This window comes from Rahnella rivi, assembly GCF_019049655.1.
Taxonomy (GTDB): Bacteria; Pseudomonadota; Gammaproteobacteria; order Enterobacterales; family Enterobacteriaceae; genus Rahnella; species Rahnella rivi.
Window position 1 is genome coordinate 282,177 of the sequence record NZ_JAFMOX010000065.1, and the last position, 19,790, is coordinate 301,966.

Genomic DNA, 19,790 nt, shown 5'->3' on the forward strand with positions numbered 1-19,790 from the left:
TTACTGCGCCAGCATCACGTCGTTGACGATCTGCTGTGAGGCAACGGCGTCCTGCCTGCTGATGGCATCATTCAGCGCCGGATTGTTTTCGAGTTTTTCGCACAGTTTCAGTAAACGGATCACCGTGGCGATATTGGTTTCCGCTTCGCGTACCGGATCCAGACCGCTGGCGTCCGGGAAGGTATCGAAGTAATACGCGCCTTTATAGCCGTCACGTTTCATCTGCAGCAGAAACTCCAGCGTGGCGCGCGGGTTGACCGAGCCGACCATCAGGCCGTCGTCGCGTTTTCCCCAGCCGTCGTTGAGATCAAGCCCCAGCAGGCGTGAACGGCGTGCCACCATGGCGGCGGCGAATGCCGGAATTTCGTTGGCAAATAACACGTGTGCGAAATCCAGCGTAATGCCTAAGTTCTTGCAACCGGCCTCTTCAACGGCCAGCAGGCAGGTCGTGGCATTCGGGAAGATGCTGTAAGCCCGCGGTTCGTTGGGTTTGTACTCAATGCTGACGTCGATGTCCGGGGCATATTCCGCCACTTCGCGCACCGCGCCGACCGCGTCTTCCCACATTTTTTTGTAATCGGCCTGGAAGCAGTAATCAAAACCGTCCTGCCCCATCCACAACGTCATGATGCTGGCACCGAATTCGCGCCCGGCGTCGATGCCGCGTTTAGTGAGTTCAATCGCCTGACGGCGGATCTTAGGGTCCGGGTGGGTGAATGCGCCGATTTTGAATTGCGGAGCATCCCAGCGCATTTGCATCCCGTTAACCGCCAGCCCGACTTCCTCGATTTTCTGACGCATCGTCTTGATATCATCGGTCATATGCTGCGGATAGTTGAGGTCCAGATGCGTCAATCCTTTAACCGTAGCTGCACGTTCGATCATTTGCAGCACTGAAGGTTTGCCTTTCAGTTCCGGCCAGTAAAGATAAGCCCCCGAGGCAAACGAGTTCAGACGTGTGGCAAATTTAAGTTCTGACATGGGGTGTCCTTTAAAATCGATTCGTAATGTACTTTCCCACTTCACATTATTTCGTAAAGTAGTGCATTACTATCATCAGGCGAAAAAAGCCGCAAGATCCCCTGCCGGATTTGTGATCAGTTTTGAGAGGTGATTCACGAAATAGATGAACAATATGGCTTCGGCATACGCGGACAGGGAATGACTCTGAATACGGCAGCTTTCCCCGCTGAAATAGCAGGAAGGTGATGCTGCGCCCTACAAACGCCCGTTTTTTGTGACCTGCTTCAAGTTTCTCCGTTTACTGTCGATACCCAGATCTTAAGATTCCTTTCAGGGAAATGCCCATGCTTAAGACCCTTCGTTCGCGCATCATCGTGGCCTGCATCTCGATTGTGATTTGCTCGCTGGCTATCAATACGTTCCTCAGTTACACCGTCGCCAATAAATACAACAGTCAGGCGACAGACAGCACGCTGAACGCGCTGACATCAAGCCATACGCAAGGGATCAGCGAATGGGTCAGCGCCAAAACGCAGATGATTGTTTCACTGCAACCCGTGGCGCTGACGGCGGATCCGATACCGGTAATGAAGCAGATCGCAACGGCGGGAAACTTCGCCAACGTCTACGTCGGCTACGCCAATAAAACCGCCAAATTCTCCGATCCGACCGGCGTACCCGCCGATTACGATCCGACAGGCCGCCCCTGGTACAAACAGGCCGAAAGCGCCGGACGTCCGGTGGTCACCCCGCCGTACATCGATGCGGGCACCGGCAATCTGGTGGTGACTTTCGCGGTGCCGGTGATGGAAAACGGCGCGCTGAAAGCGATTGTGGCGGGGGACGTTTCCATGGACAGCGTGGTCAATAACGTCAATACCATTCACCCGACGCCGGAAAGCTTCGGCATGCTGGTGGACAGTGCCGGCACCATCATCGCGCATCCCGATGCAAAACTGGCGCTGAAACCCTTCACTTCTCTGGCGGAAGGCGTGGATCTGCCACGGCTGTTTGCCGCCAGCGCGCCGTCGGATATTCGCATGAACAAGGCGGTAAAACGCGTCCGCGCCCTGCCGGTTGCAGGTACGGACTGGTTTACGCTGGTCATTGAAGACAAGAAAGAATCGACGGCAGGCATGCGATCCCTGCTGACCTCCTCGGTGATTGCGCTGATGGTGATTGTGCTGCTGTCGGCGGCGGTTATTGGCCTTATCATCACCAAAGCGTTTCGTCGCCTGTCTGCCGTGCGCGATACGCTCAACGCCATCAGCTCCGGCGAAGACGATCTGACGCAGCGCTTACCGACCGACGGCCATGACGAAGTCACGCAAATTGCACATGCGTTTAATACCTTCGTCGATAAGCTCAGCAACGTGATGGCTGAAATCCGCACCACCAGCGAATGGGTAAAAGTGGCGGCGGATGAAATTGCGGCCGGGAATAACGATCTGTCCGGCAGAACGGAATCCGCAGCGGCCAGCTTGCAACAGACGGCGGCGTCACTTGAGCAGATCACCGCGACCGTCTCTCAGTCCGCCAGTTCGGCCAGACAGGCCAGCGAGACGGCCAAATCGGCATCGGAAGCGGCGTCACGCGGTGACATCGTGGTGAACAAAGTCATGACGACAATGGAGAGCATTGAAAGCGCATCATCGAAAATCGGTGACATCACCGGGGTTATCGACGGCATCGCGTTCCAGACCAATATTCTGGCGCTCAACGCGGCGGTGGAAGCCGCACGGGCAGGCGAACAGGGGCGCGGTTTTGCCGTGGTCGCCAGCGAAGTGCGCAGCCTGGCACAGCGCAGCGCGCAGGCAGCGAAAGAGATCAAAGGGCTGATCGAATCCACCGTCAGCAGCGTGGCGTCCGGCTCTGCGCAGGTTCGTCTGGCAAGCAGCAGCATGAGCGAGATTGTCAGCAACGTGTCTAACGTCAGCAGCGTGATGCTCGACATCACCCATGCCTCCGAAGAACAGATGCAAAGTATTCACGAGATTAACCGCGCCATCACACAGCTGGACGGCATGGTGCAGCAGAACGCCGCGATGGTTCAGGAATCTGCCGGTGCCGCCTCTGCCTTGCAGCAACAGGCAACCGGACTGGCGGTCGCGGTCGGGCATTTCAGGGTCTGATCACGCCGCCTGACTGAAACGTTCATCACCGCCCCCGGACCTCATCCTCCGGGGGCTTTCCTTCTCCGCACTCCTCAGGTTATTCCCGCCGGCCTCAGATTTGGGTTATGTCTGTTTTATGCTAGGATTATGTCAGGAATATATAAAAACAGCGTCTAACCTTTGAGGAATAAGGAATGAAGTACCCCATTGAGTTTCGATGGACTCAAAAACATGAGGATTATTGTTTACGACATAAGGTCCATCTTAAATTCCCGGAAATGGTGGAAGGGATATATAAAAAGAGAAATATATTCCTTTTTAAAAAAGGGGAGAAAATAAAATTTAACGCGGATGTTTGGGTCGAAGAATATGCCGCCATGCCGCGGAAAAGTTTCTGTTCGATGGGCGCCTATTCCTACGCGTGCAGTAAATTACCTAATAACCTCACCACCGGGCGATTTTGCAGCCTGGCGGCAGGCGTGCGGATTATGGGGCCACAACACCCCATACACCGGTTCACGACCAGTCCGCTGACGTATCATGATTTCTTCTCGAAGGTGGCGCAGGAGCAATTCGGGGAAACGCTGAACATTGCGGGGTTCGACTATATGCCGCCCGCAACGGTATTAGGTCATGATGTCTGGGTGGGGGAACACGCCGTATTAAAAGGCGGTATCACTATCGGTAATGGCGCCATCGTTGCGGCCAATGCAGTGGTCACCGGCGATGTACCGCCTTACGCCATCGTCGGCGGTATTCCGGCTAAGATTATTAAATACCGCTTTGCGCCAGACATCATCGAGCGCCTTCAGGCAATGGAATGGTGGGATTATAAAATTACCGATCTGCCGGATGTCACTCAGTCCGATGACATTCTTTATTTCATCCAACAGATGGAAGAAAAAATAGCCCGTGGTGAAATAAGTAAACATCAGTATAAAATCATGAATATCGCGCAGGAACTGGCGAGGCTATAAAAACAGCAAGACTTTCATTGCATCTGTTTCAGACCATTCCTCAAAGCCGGTGATTTTTAATCCCTCAATCCCGGCTTCTCAACATCATTTTGCGTACGTTAAAGGCCCGGTAAATAGCCTTGCCGAAGGGGTTGCCCGTTCTCATTAACCGGCAACCGGCTTCAGGCTTTAAGTTCCCGTTCCACCAGAGTCGTCAGCACGCTGATGCCCAGTGGAATGATGTCATCGTTAAAATCATAACGCGGGCTGTGCAGCGAAGCGGAAGGCGTGGCGCCATCAGCGCCCAGCCAGAAGTAGGCGCCCGGACAGGCTTCGAGCAAATAGGCAAAATCTTCAGCGGCCATCGAAGGGGCATTGTTGAAATGCACCTGGGTGATGCCCGGCGTGTTTTCAGCCGCATCACGTAAAATCACCGCCTGCGCCGGATGGTTTTGCGTGACCGGATAACCAAACTCCCAGCGCACTTCACCTTTCACACCGTACGGCTGCGGCACGGCGTTGACGTATTCTTCGATCAACCGCCAGCAGGTTTCTCGCGTCGCGCGGCTCAGGCAGCGCAGCGTGCCGGACATGTGCAACGTTTCGGGAATGACGTTGATGGCTTCGCCCGCCTGAAGCTGCGTCAGGCTGATCACCGTCTGTTCCAGCGGCGACAGACGACGAGAAATCAGACTTTGCAGTGAGAGGATAAGCTGAGCGCCCGCCACCACCGGATCGGCCCCCAGTTCAGGCATCGCCGCGTGACAGCCTTTTCCGGTCAGCGTGATGTAGAAGTTATCCTGCGAGGCCATCATCGGTCCCTGACTGACCGCGACTTCCCCGACCGGCAATCCCGGCCAGTTGTGCAGCGCGTAAACCGCCTGCATCGGAAAACGTTCAAACAGCCCTTCTTTCACCATCATCTCACCGCCGCCGACGTTCTCTTCCGCGGGCTGAAAAATGAAATGTACGGTGCCGCGAAAATGCCGGTTTTCACTCAAATGGCGCGCCGCACCGAGCAAAATAGCGGTATGACCATCGTGGCCACAGGCGTGCATCAGTCCGGGGTTTTGCGAGATGTGTTCGAAATCGTTCAGTTCCTGAATCGGCAAGGCATCGATGTCAGCACGCAAACCAATGGACGGACCTTCGCCATTGCGCAGCGTCGCCACAATGCCGGTTTCGGCAATTCCGGTATGCACATCAAGGCCGAACGACAACAACAATTCGCCGATGATTTTCGACGTGCCGTACTCTTTCAGACCAAGCTCCGGGCGGGTATGGAAATCCCTGCGCCAGATTTTCGCCTGTTCAATAATTTCTGGGGAAATGACTGCCATAGATCCTCTGTACTGACCTGAATTCATGCCGTTGAGATTCGCTCATCAGCCATTTGCTGGTTCAAAGTATCACATTCGCGGGCGAACGCAGAAAGGTGAAATTCGGCCTTTCATCGAACTCACGCCCTGAGAGAATTTTAGTGCATTAACCGCAGGATAAATGCCGGATTGGGGTAGACGTGTCAGCCGCAAACATAGACCATAAGCCATCAATAATGGTTACCGGGGCTCCAATGAGCGACTCGCCGCATCCCGTGCGTAAGCACCCCATGAAACTCAGCACCTCCGTCAGCCTGATGTTAAGCGCCGTGATTATTTCCGTGCTGCTGGTCGTGCATCTGCTGTATTTCGTTCAGGTCAGCGACACCGCGCGCGATGGTGTGAAAGATAAGGCGCTGGCCGTGGCCCGCACGCTGGCGGATGTGCCCGAAATCAGGCACGCCCTCACCCTGCCGCCGGACAGCGGAATCATTCAGCCGATCGCCAGTGCGGTGCAAAAAAGAAACGACCTGCTGTTTGTGGTGGTCACCAATATGGACGGCATCCGTTATTCACACCCCAATCCGGACGTGATCAATCACCATTTTATCGGTAACGACATCGATCCTGCGTTGCTGGGCAAAGAGAATGTCTCCATCAATAAAGGGACGCTGGACAAAGCGTTGCGGATATTTACGCCCGTCTTTGATGATAATCATCACCAGATTGGCGTGGTGGCGATCGGCATCTCGCTGGTAAATGTGACCGAGCAGGTTGATAAAAGTCGCTGGAGTATTCTGTGGACGGTGCTGTTCGGCATGATGGTCGGCGCACTGGGCACCTGGATTTTAGTGAAAATGCTCAAGCGTATTTTGTTCGGGCTTGAGCCTTACGAGATTTCGACGCTCTTTGAGCAGCGTCAGGCGATGCTGCAGTCGATCAAAGAAGGCGTGATCGCCATCGATGATCGTGCACAGGTGACCCTGATCAATCAGGAAGCCCGGCAGATGTTTCTGGAAACCGGCACGGAGATCAACCCCCGCCCTGAGCACAATCAGCCGCCGCAACCGCTTATCGCCACCCTTTGCGATGTGATGCGAAGCGGGATTGCCCGCCGCGATGAAGAGATCAATTTTAAAGGCCGTTTTCTGCTGAGCAACACGGTTCCCGTGCGCAGCAATGACGTTATTATTGGCGCCATCTGTACCTTCAGGGATAAGACCGAGGTCAGCCAGTTGATGCAGCGCCTGAGCGGCATGGTAAACTACGCCGATTCGCTGCGTGAACGCTCACACGAATTCATGAATAAGCTGCATGTTATTCTCGGGCTGCTGCACATGAAAAGCTACACGCAACTTGAAGATTACATTCTCAAAACGGCCAATAACTATCAGGCGGAAATTGGCTCCTTACTGTTGAAAATCAAATCACCGGTGATTGCGGGTTTCCTGTTAAGTAAGATTAACCGCGCTTCAGATACGCGCCATCTGCTGACGCTGAGTGATGACAGTTTTTTACCCGATAACACCAATGAGAATCAGGTCGCGGCGCTTATCACCGTGCTGGGTAATTTGATTGAAAATGCGCTGGATGCCCTTGCCGGGCAGGCCGATGGCGAAGTCAGCGTGTTACTGCATTATCAGAATGGCTGGCTGGCCTGCGTGGTCAGCGACGATGGCCCCGGTATCCCGCCAGATAAACTGGAGGCCATTTTTGAAAAAGGATTCTCGTCGAAAGGCGAAGAGCGCGGCGTCGGGTTATTCCTGGCAAAACAACAATTAGAAAACCTTGGCGGAACGATTGCCGTTGAGTCTGAACCCGACGTTTATACTCAATTTTTTGTTCAACTTCCGTGGGATGGTGAGAGGAAAACTGCATGATCAATGTGCTGGTAGTCGATGATGACGCCATGGTCGCAGAGCTCAATCGCTGCTACGTGGGCCAGATCGCCGGGTTTACGTGCTGCGGAACAGCCTCGACGTTACAGCAGGCCAAAGAGATGGTACTCAACAGCCAGTTGCCGATCGACCTGATCCTGCTGGATGTGTATATGCAGCAGGATAACGGGTTAGATCTGCTGCCGGAGCTGAGAAATGCCCGACGCCCGGTGGATGTGATTGTCATTTCTTCCGCCGCCGACGCGAACACCATCAAGAAATCGCTGAACTACGGCGTGGTGGATTACCTGATTAAGCCGTTCCAGTTCTCCCGCTTTGAAGAGGCGCTGACCGGCTGGCAGCAGAAGAAAGCGCTGATGGATAATCAGCAATATTACGAGCAGTCGGACGTTGACCGGTTAATTCACGGCAACAACCCGGCGACGGCGGACACCAAAAAACTGCCAAAAGGTTTAACGCCGCAAACGCTGCGCACCCTGTGCCTGTGGATTGATGCCCATCCTGATACGGAATTCTCAACGGATGAGCTGGCGCACTCGGTGAATATTTCGCGCGTTTCCTGCCGTAAATATCTCATCTGGCTGGCGGACAGTCATATTTTGTTCACCAGCATTCACTACGGGGTGACAGGCCGGCCGGTGTATCGCTACCGGCTGCAGGCGGAACACTATTCGTTGTTAAAACAATACTGTCAGTAAAGGGTGCGGAAACTGTTATCCAGCAGCGTGAAGGTAAACTGACGCTGTGAAGAGAAAATCACCTGCTGATCTTTGGTGACAAAAATGGCCTCGATCTGCGGAATATTTTTCAGGCAGGCGAGGCTTTTTTCGACGCCCATGCCGTACAGCAGCGTGGTGTAGATGTCGCCGTCGATCGAATCATCCGAAATGACGGTCACACTGAGCAGTTCGTTATCCAGCGGATAGCCGGTTTTAGGATCGAGGATGTGATGGTAGCGCTGCCCCTCAGATTCAAAATAACGTTCGTAAATACCGGACGTCACCACCGATTTTCCCTTCACGTTAATCACACCAACCAGCGCATCAGGCGTTGAAAATGGCTTTTTTAGCCCTATCGCCCAGGCCCCTTCGGCACCCGCGCCCAGCGTCTGCACATTTCCCCCCAGATTGATCAGCGCATCCGTGACCTTTTCCTGATGCAGATAATCTCTCACGACGTCGGCGATATACCCCTTGGCAATCGCCCCGAGGTCAATTTCCATTCCGGCTTTTTGCAAAAAAACTGAGCGTGAGGGCTCATCGAGAATGACGTCATCCGGATCGGTCAGCGCAAGCAGCGCCTGCAGATCGCTGGCGTCAGGCACGCTGTGGCCGCTGAAGCCAATTTTCCAGCGTTTCACCAGCGGGCCGATGGTGAAGTTGAAACTGCTTTCCGGCAGCTGGCTGACCGCTTTGGCGCAACGGATCAAATCAAACACAGGCGCGCTGACCACCACCGCATGGCTGCCCGCCGCGTGGTTGATTGCCATGACGTCTGAATCTTGCCGGTTAACCGTGAAGATATTTTCCTGCTGTTTAATAAGGCGGAAAACGCGCGACGCCAGCCCCTCATTATGATCAAACAGCTTGAGAAGAATGGGTGAGCCCATCAAAACAGCGGAATAAGCATAAATACGGGTGTCTGGCGTCATAGAAAATACCTGAACTTAAGGGGGAAACCTGCGCCGCAGCGAACGACGCAGGAAGATACCGTTACCGCATCGCATGTCTGGCGGCATTACGTCCCGCCAGAATACCGAAGATGATGATATCTGCAACGGCATTCCCGCCGATGCGGTTAGCACCGTGGATGCCGCCAGCCACTTCACCGGCCGCAAACGCGCCGCTGATCACCTGCTCCTGAGTATCCAGCACGCTGGTGTCGGTGTTGATTGTCACGCCGCCCATGGTGTGATGAACGCCCGGTGCAATGCGGATCGCGTAGAACGGCCCCTGATTGATCGGGTGGCGTAACGCGGTTTTACGACCAAATTCTACGTCGTCTTGCTTATCAACGGCCACATTGTAGCTTTCCAGCGTGGCGAGCAGCGCGTGATGATCCATCTCCAGTTTGGCTGCCAGCTCGCGCGGGTTTTCAGCGCTGATAACAAAACCGCGCGCGATGTATTCATCGGCCGCTTTATTGTTCAGGCGGATTTGCTCATCAAACACCACATAAGCGAATTTCTCCGGCAGGCCGATAATGTTGGCGGACACTTTGTCACGGGTTTCCATCTCATTGAAGAAACGCTTGCCCGCCTGGCTCACCAGAATCGCACCGCCGCCGCGGATCGCCTCAGAGATCAGATAAGAGGTGGTTTGCTCAACGGTCGGGTGGATCTGAATTTCGCCCATATCCACGGTACCTGCACCGATTTTCTGCAAAATCGCGATGCCGCTGCCGGTCGCGCCTTTGTGGTTAGTGGTCACGAAACCCTCCAGCTCAGGACGGTATTTCACCACCATTTCGCTGTTGGCGCTGAAACCACCGGTCGCCACAATCACGCTTTTGGCATTAATGACCAGCACTTCATTGTCGTCGTTGAGCAGATCCACACCCTGCACCGCGCCGTCGTGGTAACGGATTTCAGTCACTGAAGTATCCAGCAGCACGTCGATGTTGCGTTGGTTGAGGTTCTTCACCAGACCGCTGATCAGGAAGCCGCCGACGGCGCTGCGATCGGCCGGACGGTGCGTGCGGTCGATGCTCATGCCGCCGGTGATGGTGATATCGCTCAGCTCAATGTTGTGCTCTGCCAGCCAGTCGACCGCCTGCGGTGCGCGTTCGACGAACTCTTTCAGCAGCACGGTGTTGTTTCTGAACTGGCCGCCTTTGAGGGTTTCCTGATAGAACAATTCTTTGCTGTCTTCAATGCCTTTGAGTTTTTGATAGCGCGTGTCAGCGGCGTTCATACCCACCGACGCTTTAATGGTGTTGCCGCCGATAGTGGACATTTTTTCCACGATCAGAACTCTGGCACCTTCGTCACACGCCTGAATCGCCGCCGCCAGACCGGCACCGCCGCTGCCGACGACAACCACATCGTAACTTTGTGGTTCAGACAAGCTGCCGCCCTCTTCCAGCAGCTGTGCTTTGCAGGATTTGGCGATCGCTTTGGAGACCGCTTTTTTCACCGCTTCACTCTGTTCCGTCGCGCCGGTAACCGCATCAACGTGCGGGCTGTTGGCGTCGAGGATCCGGGTGCGGATGATGTCGAAGCTGGTGGTAAATTCTACGTCGATATCGCCGGCGGCCTGCAGTTCGATATCGGCGATGCGGTCCGTTTCCAGACTGACGTTAATCGCCAGTTCGTTAAGCGGATCTTGTACTTTTTCACTGAATACGCCGGCTTTGAATTTTTTAGACGTCATGCTCATGTCGCGGATCATCGCGTCAACCAGTGAGAAACGCCACAGCGGCTCAGGAATGGTCAGTGCTTCGCGTTGCGTGCTGTCGATGAACAGATCGAGCTTCTGGTCAGCCGCAATCCTGTCAGTCCAGTCGGGATAGGCAATGCAGGCTTTGCCGATGGCGATCATATCGTAGCCATGTTCCATCGCCCGTTCAGCATCGGCTTTATTCACGATACCGCCCACACCCATTACCGGAATTTTCGCCAGCCGGTCTGAACGCATCGCGACGTATTTGTCGATGAGCGGCGTCGGATCGGTGGTATCAACGATAGAAGGACGCAGTGAATAGCCCAGCGAGAAGTGCAGATAATCCAGCCCGCGTGCCGCCAGCTGTTCCAGCAAATACATCGTGTCGGCAAAGCGGATGCCCGGCTCTTCAAGCTCTTCCGGCGAGAAACGGTAGCCAATGATGAAGGAAGAATCGGCGTGTTTTTTCGCCATACTGTGCGTGATATCGAGGATCGCCAGCGGGAAACGAGCGCGATTTTCACGGCTTCCGCCCCACTGATCGTCACGCTGGTTGGAGTTAGGTGAGAAGAACTGCTGGATCAGATATGTGTTAGCGCCGTGGATTTCCACACCGTCAAAACCTGCTTCAATCGCCCGGCGAACGCCTTCACCGAATTTGGTGATCATCGCGTCCACTTCAGCGGCGGTCAGCGCGACCGGCGTAGCTGCGCCGTCACGGGGCGCGGCCAGTGCGCTTGGCGCGACCGGCGTCTGGCCGCCAATCAGCTTCGGCTCGCTCATGCGGCCGCCGTGATAAATTTGCAGCACCGCTTTGGAACCCTGAGATTTTACGGCTGCGGCGATTTTTGCCAGACCATCGATTTTGCTGTCGTTGTCGATGCCAATCGCACCGGGGAATGCCAGGCCTTTGTCATCGATAAAGCAGCACTCGACGATCACTGTACCGATGCTGCCGGCGCGAGCACGGTAATACTCCACCAGTTCGCTGGTGACGGTGCCGTCATAAAAGCCGGTACAGGTGGTCATGGGTGCCATCAGCACACGGTTTTTCAGGACGGTGCCATTTGGCAGAGTGAACGGACTTAATAATTGCGAATTATGGCTCATAATATTCAGCTCCAAACTTTAAAATGTTTAATAATCTGTGAATTCGTTATCGGATTTATTTTATTAATTTTATTTACGCCCGATGTCATAGGAGTAATATAACGATATCTTTAGTTTCAAAAGGTGTAACGTTAGTTTATTAACTATTTACCCATGAATAGAATGCAGCCATTATTAAATTAATGTTAACCATGTTATTAAACGATCACATTAATTTAAATTACGAGCTCTTTTGCCTTTAATTAAAGGCGTAAACATTACATTTGCAGGGCGATATCGGGCTTCAACGCACGGCCCGCCGGGACTGGGACTGATGGATTCGTGCTATCGGAAGGGGCAGATAAAAGGCAGGTTGACTACTCCTATTTTCACCCGGTGCAGAAGATCAAAATAACCTTGCTCAGCAGCAGAAATAAACACCATAAAAATAACACCAGCATCCATTCTCATTCTCTTTTCTTAAATTTACACAGCTCCGTATTTTCTTGATCGAGATCAACAGTAATAAATGGAGAAAACGCATTATATAAACATTTCCTCCCTCTTACGGGGAATAAGTAATACCTAACTCAAATAACAATAATGGAGCAGTTCTCATGCCACCATTAAATAACTAAAGAAACTTGAGTAACTAAAAAAAGCATAATCATCTTACCTATGTATCAGCAAACCTATTCTCAACTACTTGTAGACAAATAAAATGACAGATATTTCAAAAACTACGGTTACACCGCAGGCGAACAAAGCGGCGGGTGGCAAAAAAAACCGCCTGCTTCTGATGTTTTTGCCTGTGCTGGTTGCAGTGTTGTTGTTACTCACGCCAGTCCCTGACGGTTTAGAGCCCCATGCCTGGCATTTCTTTGCCATCTTTGTCGGCGTCATCGTGGGTCTGATCTTCGAACCTTTACCCGGTGCCGTTATCGGCCTCACCGGCGTGGTGGTTATCGCGTTGTTCAGCCAGTGGTTGCTGTTCAGCCCGGCGGAACTCGCCGATCCGAAATTCAAAATGGCGTCGCAGTCCTTTAAATGGGCCGTCAGCGGTTTCGGCAACTCAACGGTATGGTTAATCTTCGGCGCATTCATGTTTGCCGCAGGTTACGATAAAACCCAGTTTGGCCGCCGTCTGGCGCTGATTCTGGTGAAATATCTTGGCCGCCGCAGCCTGACGCTGGGCTACGCCATCACCTTTGCCGATCTTTTGCTGGCCCCTTTCACTCCGTCAAACACCGCACGAAGCGGCGGCACGATCTACCCGATCATCGCCAACCTGCCGCCGCTGTACGGTTCCAAACCGAATGATCCGAGCGCGCGTAAAATCGGCTCCTATCTGATGTGGGTGGCAATCACCGCAGCCTGTATCACCAGCTCCATGTTCCTGTCTGCGCTGGCGCCTAACCTGCTGGCGCTGGGTATTGTGAACAGCATCACCGGCATCAACATCTCCTGGGGAACGTGGTTCTTCGCCTTCCTGCCGGTGGGTTTGCTGCTGCTGCTGACCATGCCGCTGCTCGCTTACTGGTTCTATCCGCCGGAAGTGAAAATCAATGATGAAGTCCCGCGTTGGGCCACCGCAGAACTGGCGAAACTGGGCAGAATGTCCCGCCACGAGATCCTGCTGCTGGTCTTCGTTTGCTGCGCATTAGCTATGTGGATTTTTGCTGCCAGCTTCATTGAACCGGCCATGGCGGCGCTGCTGGTCGTGGTGCTGATGTTGTGGACCGGCGTGCTGAACTGGAACGATATCACCAGTAATAAACCTGCCTGGAACACCTTCGCCTGGTTCGCCACGCTGGTGGCACTGGCTGATGGCTTGTCCCGCACCGGCTTCATCGCCTGGCTGGGTAAAGAAGGCGCGGCCACCATGGGCGGTATCTCTCCCGGAACCGCGACTATCGTGCTGCTGCTGGCGTTCTATCTGCTGCACTACCTGTTTGCCAGCACCACGGCACACACCACTGCGCTGTTGCCAGCCATGCTGACCATTGGTGCCGCCATTCCGGGCATCAACATGCAAGTGTTCTGTCTGCTGATGGTGACGTCTCTGGGTATCATGGGGATCATCACACCGTACGGCACCGGCCCGAGCCCGATTTACTACGGCAGCGGCTATCTGCCAACCAAAGATTACTGGCGTCTGGGCACCATCTTTGGCGCCATCTTCCTGGCGGCGCTGCTGCTCATCGGCTATCCGTGGATGATGATGATGTTCTGACAGGGGCGATAACCCCTCTACAAAGCATTAACAGTACATTTACTGGAAGAAAACATATAAACCCCGTTGCCAGCCTGTGTATAAGGCTGGCAACATAGAGAAAGCATAAAAACGTCGCCCGAATTACCCCTGATTCACCCGAAACGAGAAGTCCTGCTAGTGGCGGCAATAACGGAAAAAGTGAGAAAACAATGTCGAACAAACCCTTCCATTATCAAGATCCCTTCCCCGTTACCAAAGACACAACCGAATATTACCTGCTGACCAAAGATCACGTTTCTGTGAGCAACTTTGACGGCGAAGAGATTTTAAAAGTTGAACCCGAAGGACTGACGTTGCTGGCGCAACACGCTTTCCACGACGCGTCATTCATGCTGCGCCCGGCCCACCAGAAACAGGTGGCCTCCATTCTTCATGATGCAGAATCCAGCGAAAACGACAAATACGTGGCGCTGCAATTCCTGAGAAACTCTGAGATCGCGGCGAAAGGCATTTTGCCTACCTGCCAGGATACCGGCACCGCGATCATCATGGGTAAAAAAGGTCAGCGCGTCTGGACCGGCGGCGGCGACGAAGCCAGCCTGTCAAAAGGCGTCTACAACACCTTCATCGAAGACAACCTGCGCTACTCGCAGAATGCCGCGCTGGATATGTATAAAGAAGTGAACACCGGGACCAATCTGCCTGCGCAAATCGACCTCTACAGCGTGGATGGCGATGAGTACAAGTTCCTGTGTATCGCCAAAGGCGGCGGTTCCGCCAACAAAACTTATCTGTATCAGGAAACCAAAGCGCTGATCACACCGGCGAAACTGAAAGGTTATCTGGTAGAAAAAATGCGTACGCTGGGGACAGCGGCCTGCCCGCCATACCATATCGCGTTTGTGATCGGCGGAACCTCCGCTGAAGCGACGCTGAAAACCGTGAAACTGGCCTCAACGCATTATTACGACGGCCTGCCAACCGAAGGTAACGAACACGGTCAGGCATTCCGCGATGTGAATCTGGAACAGGAACTGCTGGTCGAAGCCAACAATCTTGGCCTGGGCGCACAGTTCGGTGGCAAATACTTTGCGCACGACATCCGCGTGGTGCGTCTGCCACGTCACGGCGCGTCCTGCCCGGTCGGCATGGGCGTTTCCTGCTCCGCAGACCGTAACATCAAAGCCAAAATCAACCGTGACGGCATCTGGATCGAAAAACTGGAAGACAACCCAGGCCAGTACATCCCTGAAGCGTTGCGTCAGCAGGGCGAAGCGGGTGTGGTGAAGGTGGATCTGAACCGTCCGATGCCTGAAATCCTCGCGCAGCTTTCTGAGCATCCGGTGTCTACCCGCCTGTCACTGAGCGGCACGATTATCGTCGGCCGCGATATTGCTCACGCCAAACTGAAAGAGCGTCTGGATAACGGCGAAGGTTTGCCGCAGTACATCAAAGATCACCCGATTTATTACGCAGGCCCGGCAAAAACCCCGGAAGGTTATGCCTCCGGCTCCCTCGGCCCGACCACTGCTGGCCGCATGGATTCCTACGTCGATCTTCTGCAATCCAACGGCGGCAGCATGATCATGCTGGCGAAAGGCAACCGCAGCAAACAGGTGACCGACGCGTGTCAAAAACACGGCGGCTTCTATCTGGGCAGCATCGGCGGCCCGGCTGCGGTTCTGGCGCAGCAAAGCATCAAGAGCCTGGAATGCGTGGAATACCCTGAGTTAGGGATGGAAGCCATCTGGAAAATCGAAGTGGAAAACTTCCCGGCATTCATTCTGGTGGATGACAAAGGCAACGATTTCTTCGAACAAATTCACGCAAGTACCTGCGCGAAGTGTGTGAAGTAAAAATTCCGTCTTTGAAATAAACAAAAGGCCTGCCGGAAACAGCGGGCCTTTTTTTATGCGATATATTGCGCTGACGCTACACATTGATGGCGCGAACCCAATGAAAAATTACTTATGATCCCGGCGATATAAATCCCACTCGTCGAGGCGTTCGCCGCCCGGCAATACGCAATCTGCACGCGCGCCCTGCGCCGTTTGTACGCTCACCGACGTCCCGCCTTTTTGCTGACAATACACTGCCGCAGGATTCGCCATACCGATAGTTGGACGCTTCACCGGTGCCGGGTGAGACACTGCGCAACCTGCCAGCAAAGATGCCATCAGCAGGACAAAGAGTTTGTTCATAAAGACCTTCCTGGAAACGTAATTAAAAACGCAGGGGCATTTTAATCGCTTTCCGGCAAGGGTGCATTCAGATCAGTCGCCGCAAAAGTTACCTCATCTCACAAATCCGCAGCCCGTTAATGGCTATGATGAGAGTGTTTTTACGGCATCATTAATGAGGGAGGGTGATATGGAAAGGTACCAAAATAGGGGAGGAAATTCAGGTATCGTCGCGTTCACCATAACGGAAGATTCAGTGACTCTGAAGTTTAAAGATGGCTGGCATTATATCTATAATTCCATCCGCCCCGGACAGGCAGACGTGGACGTGATGAAGGCGATGGCGAAAACGGGCAGCGGACTTCATGGCTTTATCAATCGCAAGATCCGCAATAATTATTTCCACAAGTACCATTGAGAAATGATAAAGACAGAAAGCAGAGAAGCTAAATGAATTAAACGTTTGATAATCTGGGATTTTATAACAGAAATGGTGCCGACTACCGGAATCGAACTGGTGACCTACTGATTACAAGTCAGTTGCTCTACCTACTGAGCTAAGTCGGCATTTTGGAGTGTTACCGGGGAACTACGGGGTGCTAAATTAGTGAAATCTGATGCCGCCGTCAAGCCCCTGACAGTGCGTTTGCTGGTTTTCTCATCACTCTGCGCAATTTTATGAATTTGCACCGGTTTCATGAACAAAAATCCACCGGTGCAGCCGCTTTACGGACGCACTAAATCATCGCCGTAACCAATCCATTTGTAGGTCGTCAGGGCTTCTAACCCCATCGGGCCGCGGGCGTGCAGTTTTTGCGTACTGACCGCCACTTCTGCGCCTAAACCGAACTGCCCGCCGTCGGTGAAACGGGTGCTGGCGTTGACGTAAACCGCCGAGGAATCGACTTCTCGCACGAAACGATCCGCGCTGCTGATGGAACGGGTGAGGATCGCATCGGAATGCTCGGTGCCGTAGGTGCGAATATGCGCCACGGCGGCATCCAGATCGGCCACGATCGTTACGTTCAGATCCAGCGACAGCCATTCGTCCTGATAATCTTCTTCGGTCACCGCCAGCACTTTCGCCGGGCCATTTTGCAGATAGGGCATCGCAGATTCACTGGCGTGCAGCGTAACGCCTGCGCGGTGCATTTTGTCGCTCAGTTCCGGCAGGAAACGGGCCGCAATCGCCTGATGCACCAGCACGGTTTCCAGGCTGTTACAGGCGCTCGGACGCTGCACTTTCGCACTTTCAATGACAGTCAGCGCTTTATCGAAATCAACGCTTTCATCCACAAACGTATGGCAGACACCAATGCCGCCGGTGATCACCGGAATGGTGGACTGTTCGCGGCACAGTTTATGCAACGCCGCGCCACCGCGAGGGATCAACATGTCGACGTATTTATCCAGACGCAGCAGTTCCGCCACCAGCGCGCGATCCGGGCTTTCGATCGCCTGAACCGCGGCTTTCGGCAGCCCGCACTCTTCCAGCGCCTGCTGAATGACTTTTACCGTCGCCTGATTGGTGTGGTGCGTCTCTTTTCCGCCGCGCAGGATCACCGCATTACCGGTTTTCAGGCACAGACTGGCGACGTCGATGGTGACGTTCGGGCGCGCTTCATAAATCACGCCAATCACGCCAAGCGGCACACGGCGTCGCTCAAGGCGCAAACCGCTGTCCTGCTGTGAACCATCCATCACCTGCCCCACCGGATCGCTCAGGCGGCAGACATCACGCACATCGCTGGCGATTGCCGATAAGCGAGCGGGCGTCAGCAACAGGCGATCTAGTAACGCTTCACTCATGCCGCTTTCGCGGGCAGAGGACATATCAAGTTCATTGGCAAGAATAATGCTCTGGCTGTTGGCCTCAAGCATGTCGGCCATCAGCATCAGTGCGCGGTTTTTCTGCACAGTGCTGAGGGTGGAAAGCTGCCAGGACGCGGCTTTGGCGGCCTTGCCCATCTCGTTAAGCATGGAAAACTCCTTAACTGACAATCATGTCGTCACGATGCACGGCAACCGGGCCGTACTCGTAACCGAGAATATCGCTGATCTGCTGCGAGTGGTGACCGGCAATCATGCGCATCGCATCGCTGTTATAGCGGCTCACGCCGTGCGCCAGATCGCGTCCGTTCAGATTACGGATGCGGATCACTTCGCCGCGGGAGAAATCACCCTTCACTTCGCGGATGCCTTTAGGCAGCAACGAACTGCCGCGCTCCATCATGGCAGAAACCGCGCCGTCATCGATGGTGATTTCACCGGCGGGCGGTGCGCCAAAGATCCAGCGTTTACGGTTCTCCAGCGGCGTCTCCATGGCGTGGAAACGCGTACCGACGGAAACGCCGTTGATCACATCGGCGATCACGCCCGGCAGATTACCGGCGGCAATAATGGTATCGACACCCGCACGGCAGGCGACGTCAGCGGCCTGCAATTTAGTGGCCATACCGCCGGTGCCCAGGCCGGAAACGCTGTCACCGGCAATGCCGCGCAGCGCATCGTCAATGGTGGTGATTTCACGGATAAGTTCCGCTTCAGGATTGGTGCGCGGATCGGCGGTAAACAGGCCGCGCTGATCGGTCAGCAGCAGCAGTTTATCGGCACCGGCAAGGATCGCCGCCAGCGCAGATAAATTATCGTTATCGCCGACTTTGATTTCCGCCGTCGCCACCGCATCGTTCTCATTAATAACCGGAACAATATGGTTATCGAGCAGCGCATTCATGGTGTCGCGGGCGTTGAGAAAACGCTCCCGGTCTTCCAGATCCGCACGGGTTAACAGCATCTGACCAATATGGATGCCGTAAATAGAAAACAATTGCTCCCAGAGCTGGATTAAACGGCTTTGCCCGACGGCAGCCAGCAGCTGTTTGGAAGCAATGGTGGCGGGGAGTTCGGGGTAGCCAAGGTGTTCGCGCCCGGCGGCAATGGCGCCCGACGTCACAATCACAATCCGATGCCCTGCCGCATGTTGCTGCGCGCACTGGCGAACAAGCTCAACAATGTGAGCCCGGTTGAGGCGGCGGGATCCGCCAGTGAGCACGCTGGTGCCCAGTTTTACAACCAGTGTTTGGCTGCCACTCATAGTCTTTCTGCCGTTATTGAAGTGAAAATAAGATTGAAGAAATCAGCTTTCTGATGTCTTTGTAACAGGAGAGAAGCGTTATGCCAACCGGCATAACGCTATAATAGCAGCATTCATGATGGGAATGGGTAGTACGCAAGGCTGTGAAAGGTCAGGCGGAAAGCTTCACCGGTTCTTCGCTGAAATCATCAGCAGGTTCCAGTTTGAGAGACATCTCTTCAATCATCTTATTGAGGTTTTTGTGGAACCCCTTAAGCGTTGTCTCAAGCTTCTCGCGAACTTCAGCATCCTTAATGTTTTGTGCTTTCCAGTTGCCGTCTTTGTCGAACAAACCGAACTGATAAACATAGGTAAAACGTTCGGCTTCAGCTTGTAACTCAATCCACCAGCCCCAGAATTCACGCTTCTCTGGCGCGGGTTTCACGTTCACACAGACAGCTAAGCAGTCAAAGAAAAAGCGGTCGTTTTCGCATTTCCCTTCTCTAATGTACGGCCCCAATGTACCGAAACGTTTCATTAGCCTGCTTTTAGGATGACCACTTGGTAACGTCATAGTACAACCTCCATATAAAGACGATCCTT

15 protein-coding genes and 1 tRNA gene are annotated in these 19,790 nt (G+C 53.9%); 7 read left to right on the plus strand and 9 right to left on the minus strand.

Annotated features, from left to right (window positions below):
* Positions 1-981 (minus strand): TIM barrel protein, encoded by a 981-nt coding sequence (locus tag J1779_RS20575; protein WP_122097389.1) that lies wholly within the window; start codon positions 979-981, stop codon positions 1-3.
* A gap of 326 nt (positions 982-1,307) precedes the next feature.
* On the opposite strand from J1779_RS20575, the gene J1779_RS20580 reads away from it, so the two are divergent.
* Together J1779_RS20580 and J1779_RS20585 are read left to right on the plus strand one after the other, a co-directional pair.
* The gene (locus J1779_RS20580; protein WP_217204638.1) at positions 1,308-3,095 is read left to right on the plus strand and encodes a methyl-accepting chemotaxis protein; all 1,788 of its coding nucleotides are present in this window, start codon (positions 1,308-1,310) and stop codon (positions 3,093-3,095) included.
* 176 nt (positions 3,096-3,271) lie between these two features.
* Positions 3,272-4,054: a CatB-related O-acetyltransferase gene (locus J1779_RS20585; RefSeq protein ID WP_056781426.1), complete on the plus strand. Its 783-nt coding sequence runs from the start codon at positions 3,272-3,274 to the stop codon at positions 4,052-4,054.
* Between the two features lie 161 nt (positions 4,055-4,215).
* Here J1779_RS20585 and J1779_RS20590 read toward each other — a convergent pair whose 3' ends face one another.
* Positions 4,216-5,373, minus strand: a complete 1,158-nt coding sequence (locus J1779_RS20590) for a M20 aminoacylase family protein (RefSeq protein ID WP_217204639.1) — start codon at positions 5,371-5,373, stop codon at positions 4,216-4,218.
* A gap of 233 nt (positions 5,374-5,606) precedes the next feature.
* Between J1779_RS20590 and J1779_RS20595 the strand changes: the two genes are divergently transcribed.
* Complete coding sequence (locus J1779_RS20595; RefSeq protein ID WP_238485231.1) at positions 5,607-7,232, plus strand: sensor histidine kinase; 1,626 nt, start codon at positions 5,607-5,609, stop codon at positions 7,230-7,232.
* On the plus strand, positions 7,229-7,948 hold the full coding sequence (gene dcuR, locus J1779_RS20600) for a two-component system response regulator DcuR (RefSeq protein ID WP_056781434.1): 720 nt from the start codon (positions 7,229-7,231) through the stop codon (positions 7,946-7,948). The genes J1779_RS20595 and dcuR overlap by 4 nt, the downstream gene beginning before the upstream one ends.
* Here the strand turns inward: dcuR and J1779_RS20605 are convergent.
* Together J1779_RS20605 and J1779_RS20610 are read right to left on the minus strand one after the other, a co-directional pair.
* A complete protein-coding gene (locus J1779_RS20605) occupies positions 7,942-8,901 on the minus strand; it encodes an FAD:protein FMN transferase (RefSeq protein WP_217204641.1) in 960 nt (319 codons plus the stop codon). The genes dcuR and J1779_RS20605 overlap by 7 nt on opposite strands.
* Positions 8,902-8,962: 61 nt before the next feature.
* Positions 8,963-11,740, minus strand: coding sequence for a flavocytochrome c (locus tag J1779_RS20610; protein ID WP_217204642.1), 2,778 nt, complete (start codon positions 11,738-11,740; stop codon positions 8,963-8,965).
* 700 nt (positions 11,741-12,440) lie between these two features.
* Between J1779_RS20610 and J1779_RS20615 the strand changes: the two genes are divergently transcribed.
* Positions 12,441-13,952, plus strand: a complete 1,512-nt coding sequence (locus J1779_RS20615) for an anion permease (RefSeq protein ID WP_056781442.1) — start codon at positions 12,441-12,443, stop codon at positions 13,950-13,952.
* 191 nt (positions 13,953-14,143) lie between these two features.
* Positions 14,144-15,790, plus strand: coding sequence for a class I fumarate hydratase FumA (gene fumA / locus J1779_RS20620; RefSeq protein ID WP_217204643.1), 1,647 nt, complete (start codon positions 14,144-14,146; stop codon positions 15,788-15,790).
* A gap of 108 nt (positions 15,791-15,898) precedes the next feature.
* Here fumA and J1779_RS20625 read toward each other — a convergent pair whose 3' ends face one another.
* Positions 15,899-16,135, minus strand: coding sequence for a putative hemolysin (locus J1779_RS20625; protein WP_056781450.1), 237 nt, complete (start codon positions 16,133-16,135; stop codon positions 15,899-15,901).
* 169 nt (positions 16,136-16,304) lie between these two features.
* Here J1779_RS20625 and J1779_RS20630 point away from each other — a divergent pair, with 169 nt between their 5' ends.
* A complete protein-coding gene (locus J1779_RS20630; protein WP_056781452.1) occupies positions 16,305-16,532 on the plus strand; it encodes a hypothetical protein in 228 nt (75 codons plus the stop codon).
* A gap of 73 nt (positions 16,533-16,605) precedes the next feature.
* Here J1779_RS20630 and J1779_RS20635 read toward each other — a convergent pair.
* The 4 genes from J1779_RS20635 to crl form a co-directional block, all read right to left on the minus strand.
* Positions 16,606-16,681 (minus strand) — tRNA-Thr (locus J1779_RS20635).
* A 159-nt stretch (positions 16,682-16,840) separates the two neighbouring features.
* Positions 16,841-18,094, minus strand: coding sequence for a glutamate-5-semialdehyde dehydrogenase (gene proA / locus J1779_RS20640; RefSeq protein WP_122097382.1), 1,254 nt, complete (start codon positions 18,092-18,094; stop codon positions 16,841-16,843).
* Positions 18,095-18,104: 10 nt separating this feature from the next.
* Entirely contained in the window at positions 18,105-19,208 is a 1,104-nt protein-coding gene (proB, locus tag J1779_RS20645) for a glutamate 5-kinase (RefSeq protein WP_056781467.1), read from the minus strand.
* Between the two features lie 151 nt (positions 19,209-19,359).
* Positions 19,360-19,761, minus strand: coding sequence for a sigma factor-binding protein Crl (crl, locus tag J1779_RS20650; protein WP_183848027.1), 402 nt, complete (start codon positions 19,759-19,761; stop codon positions 19,360-19,362).
* Positions 19,762-19,790: the final 29 nt, after the last annotated feature.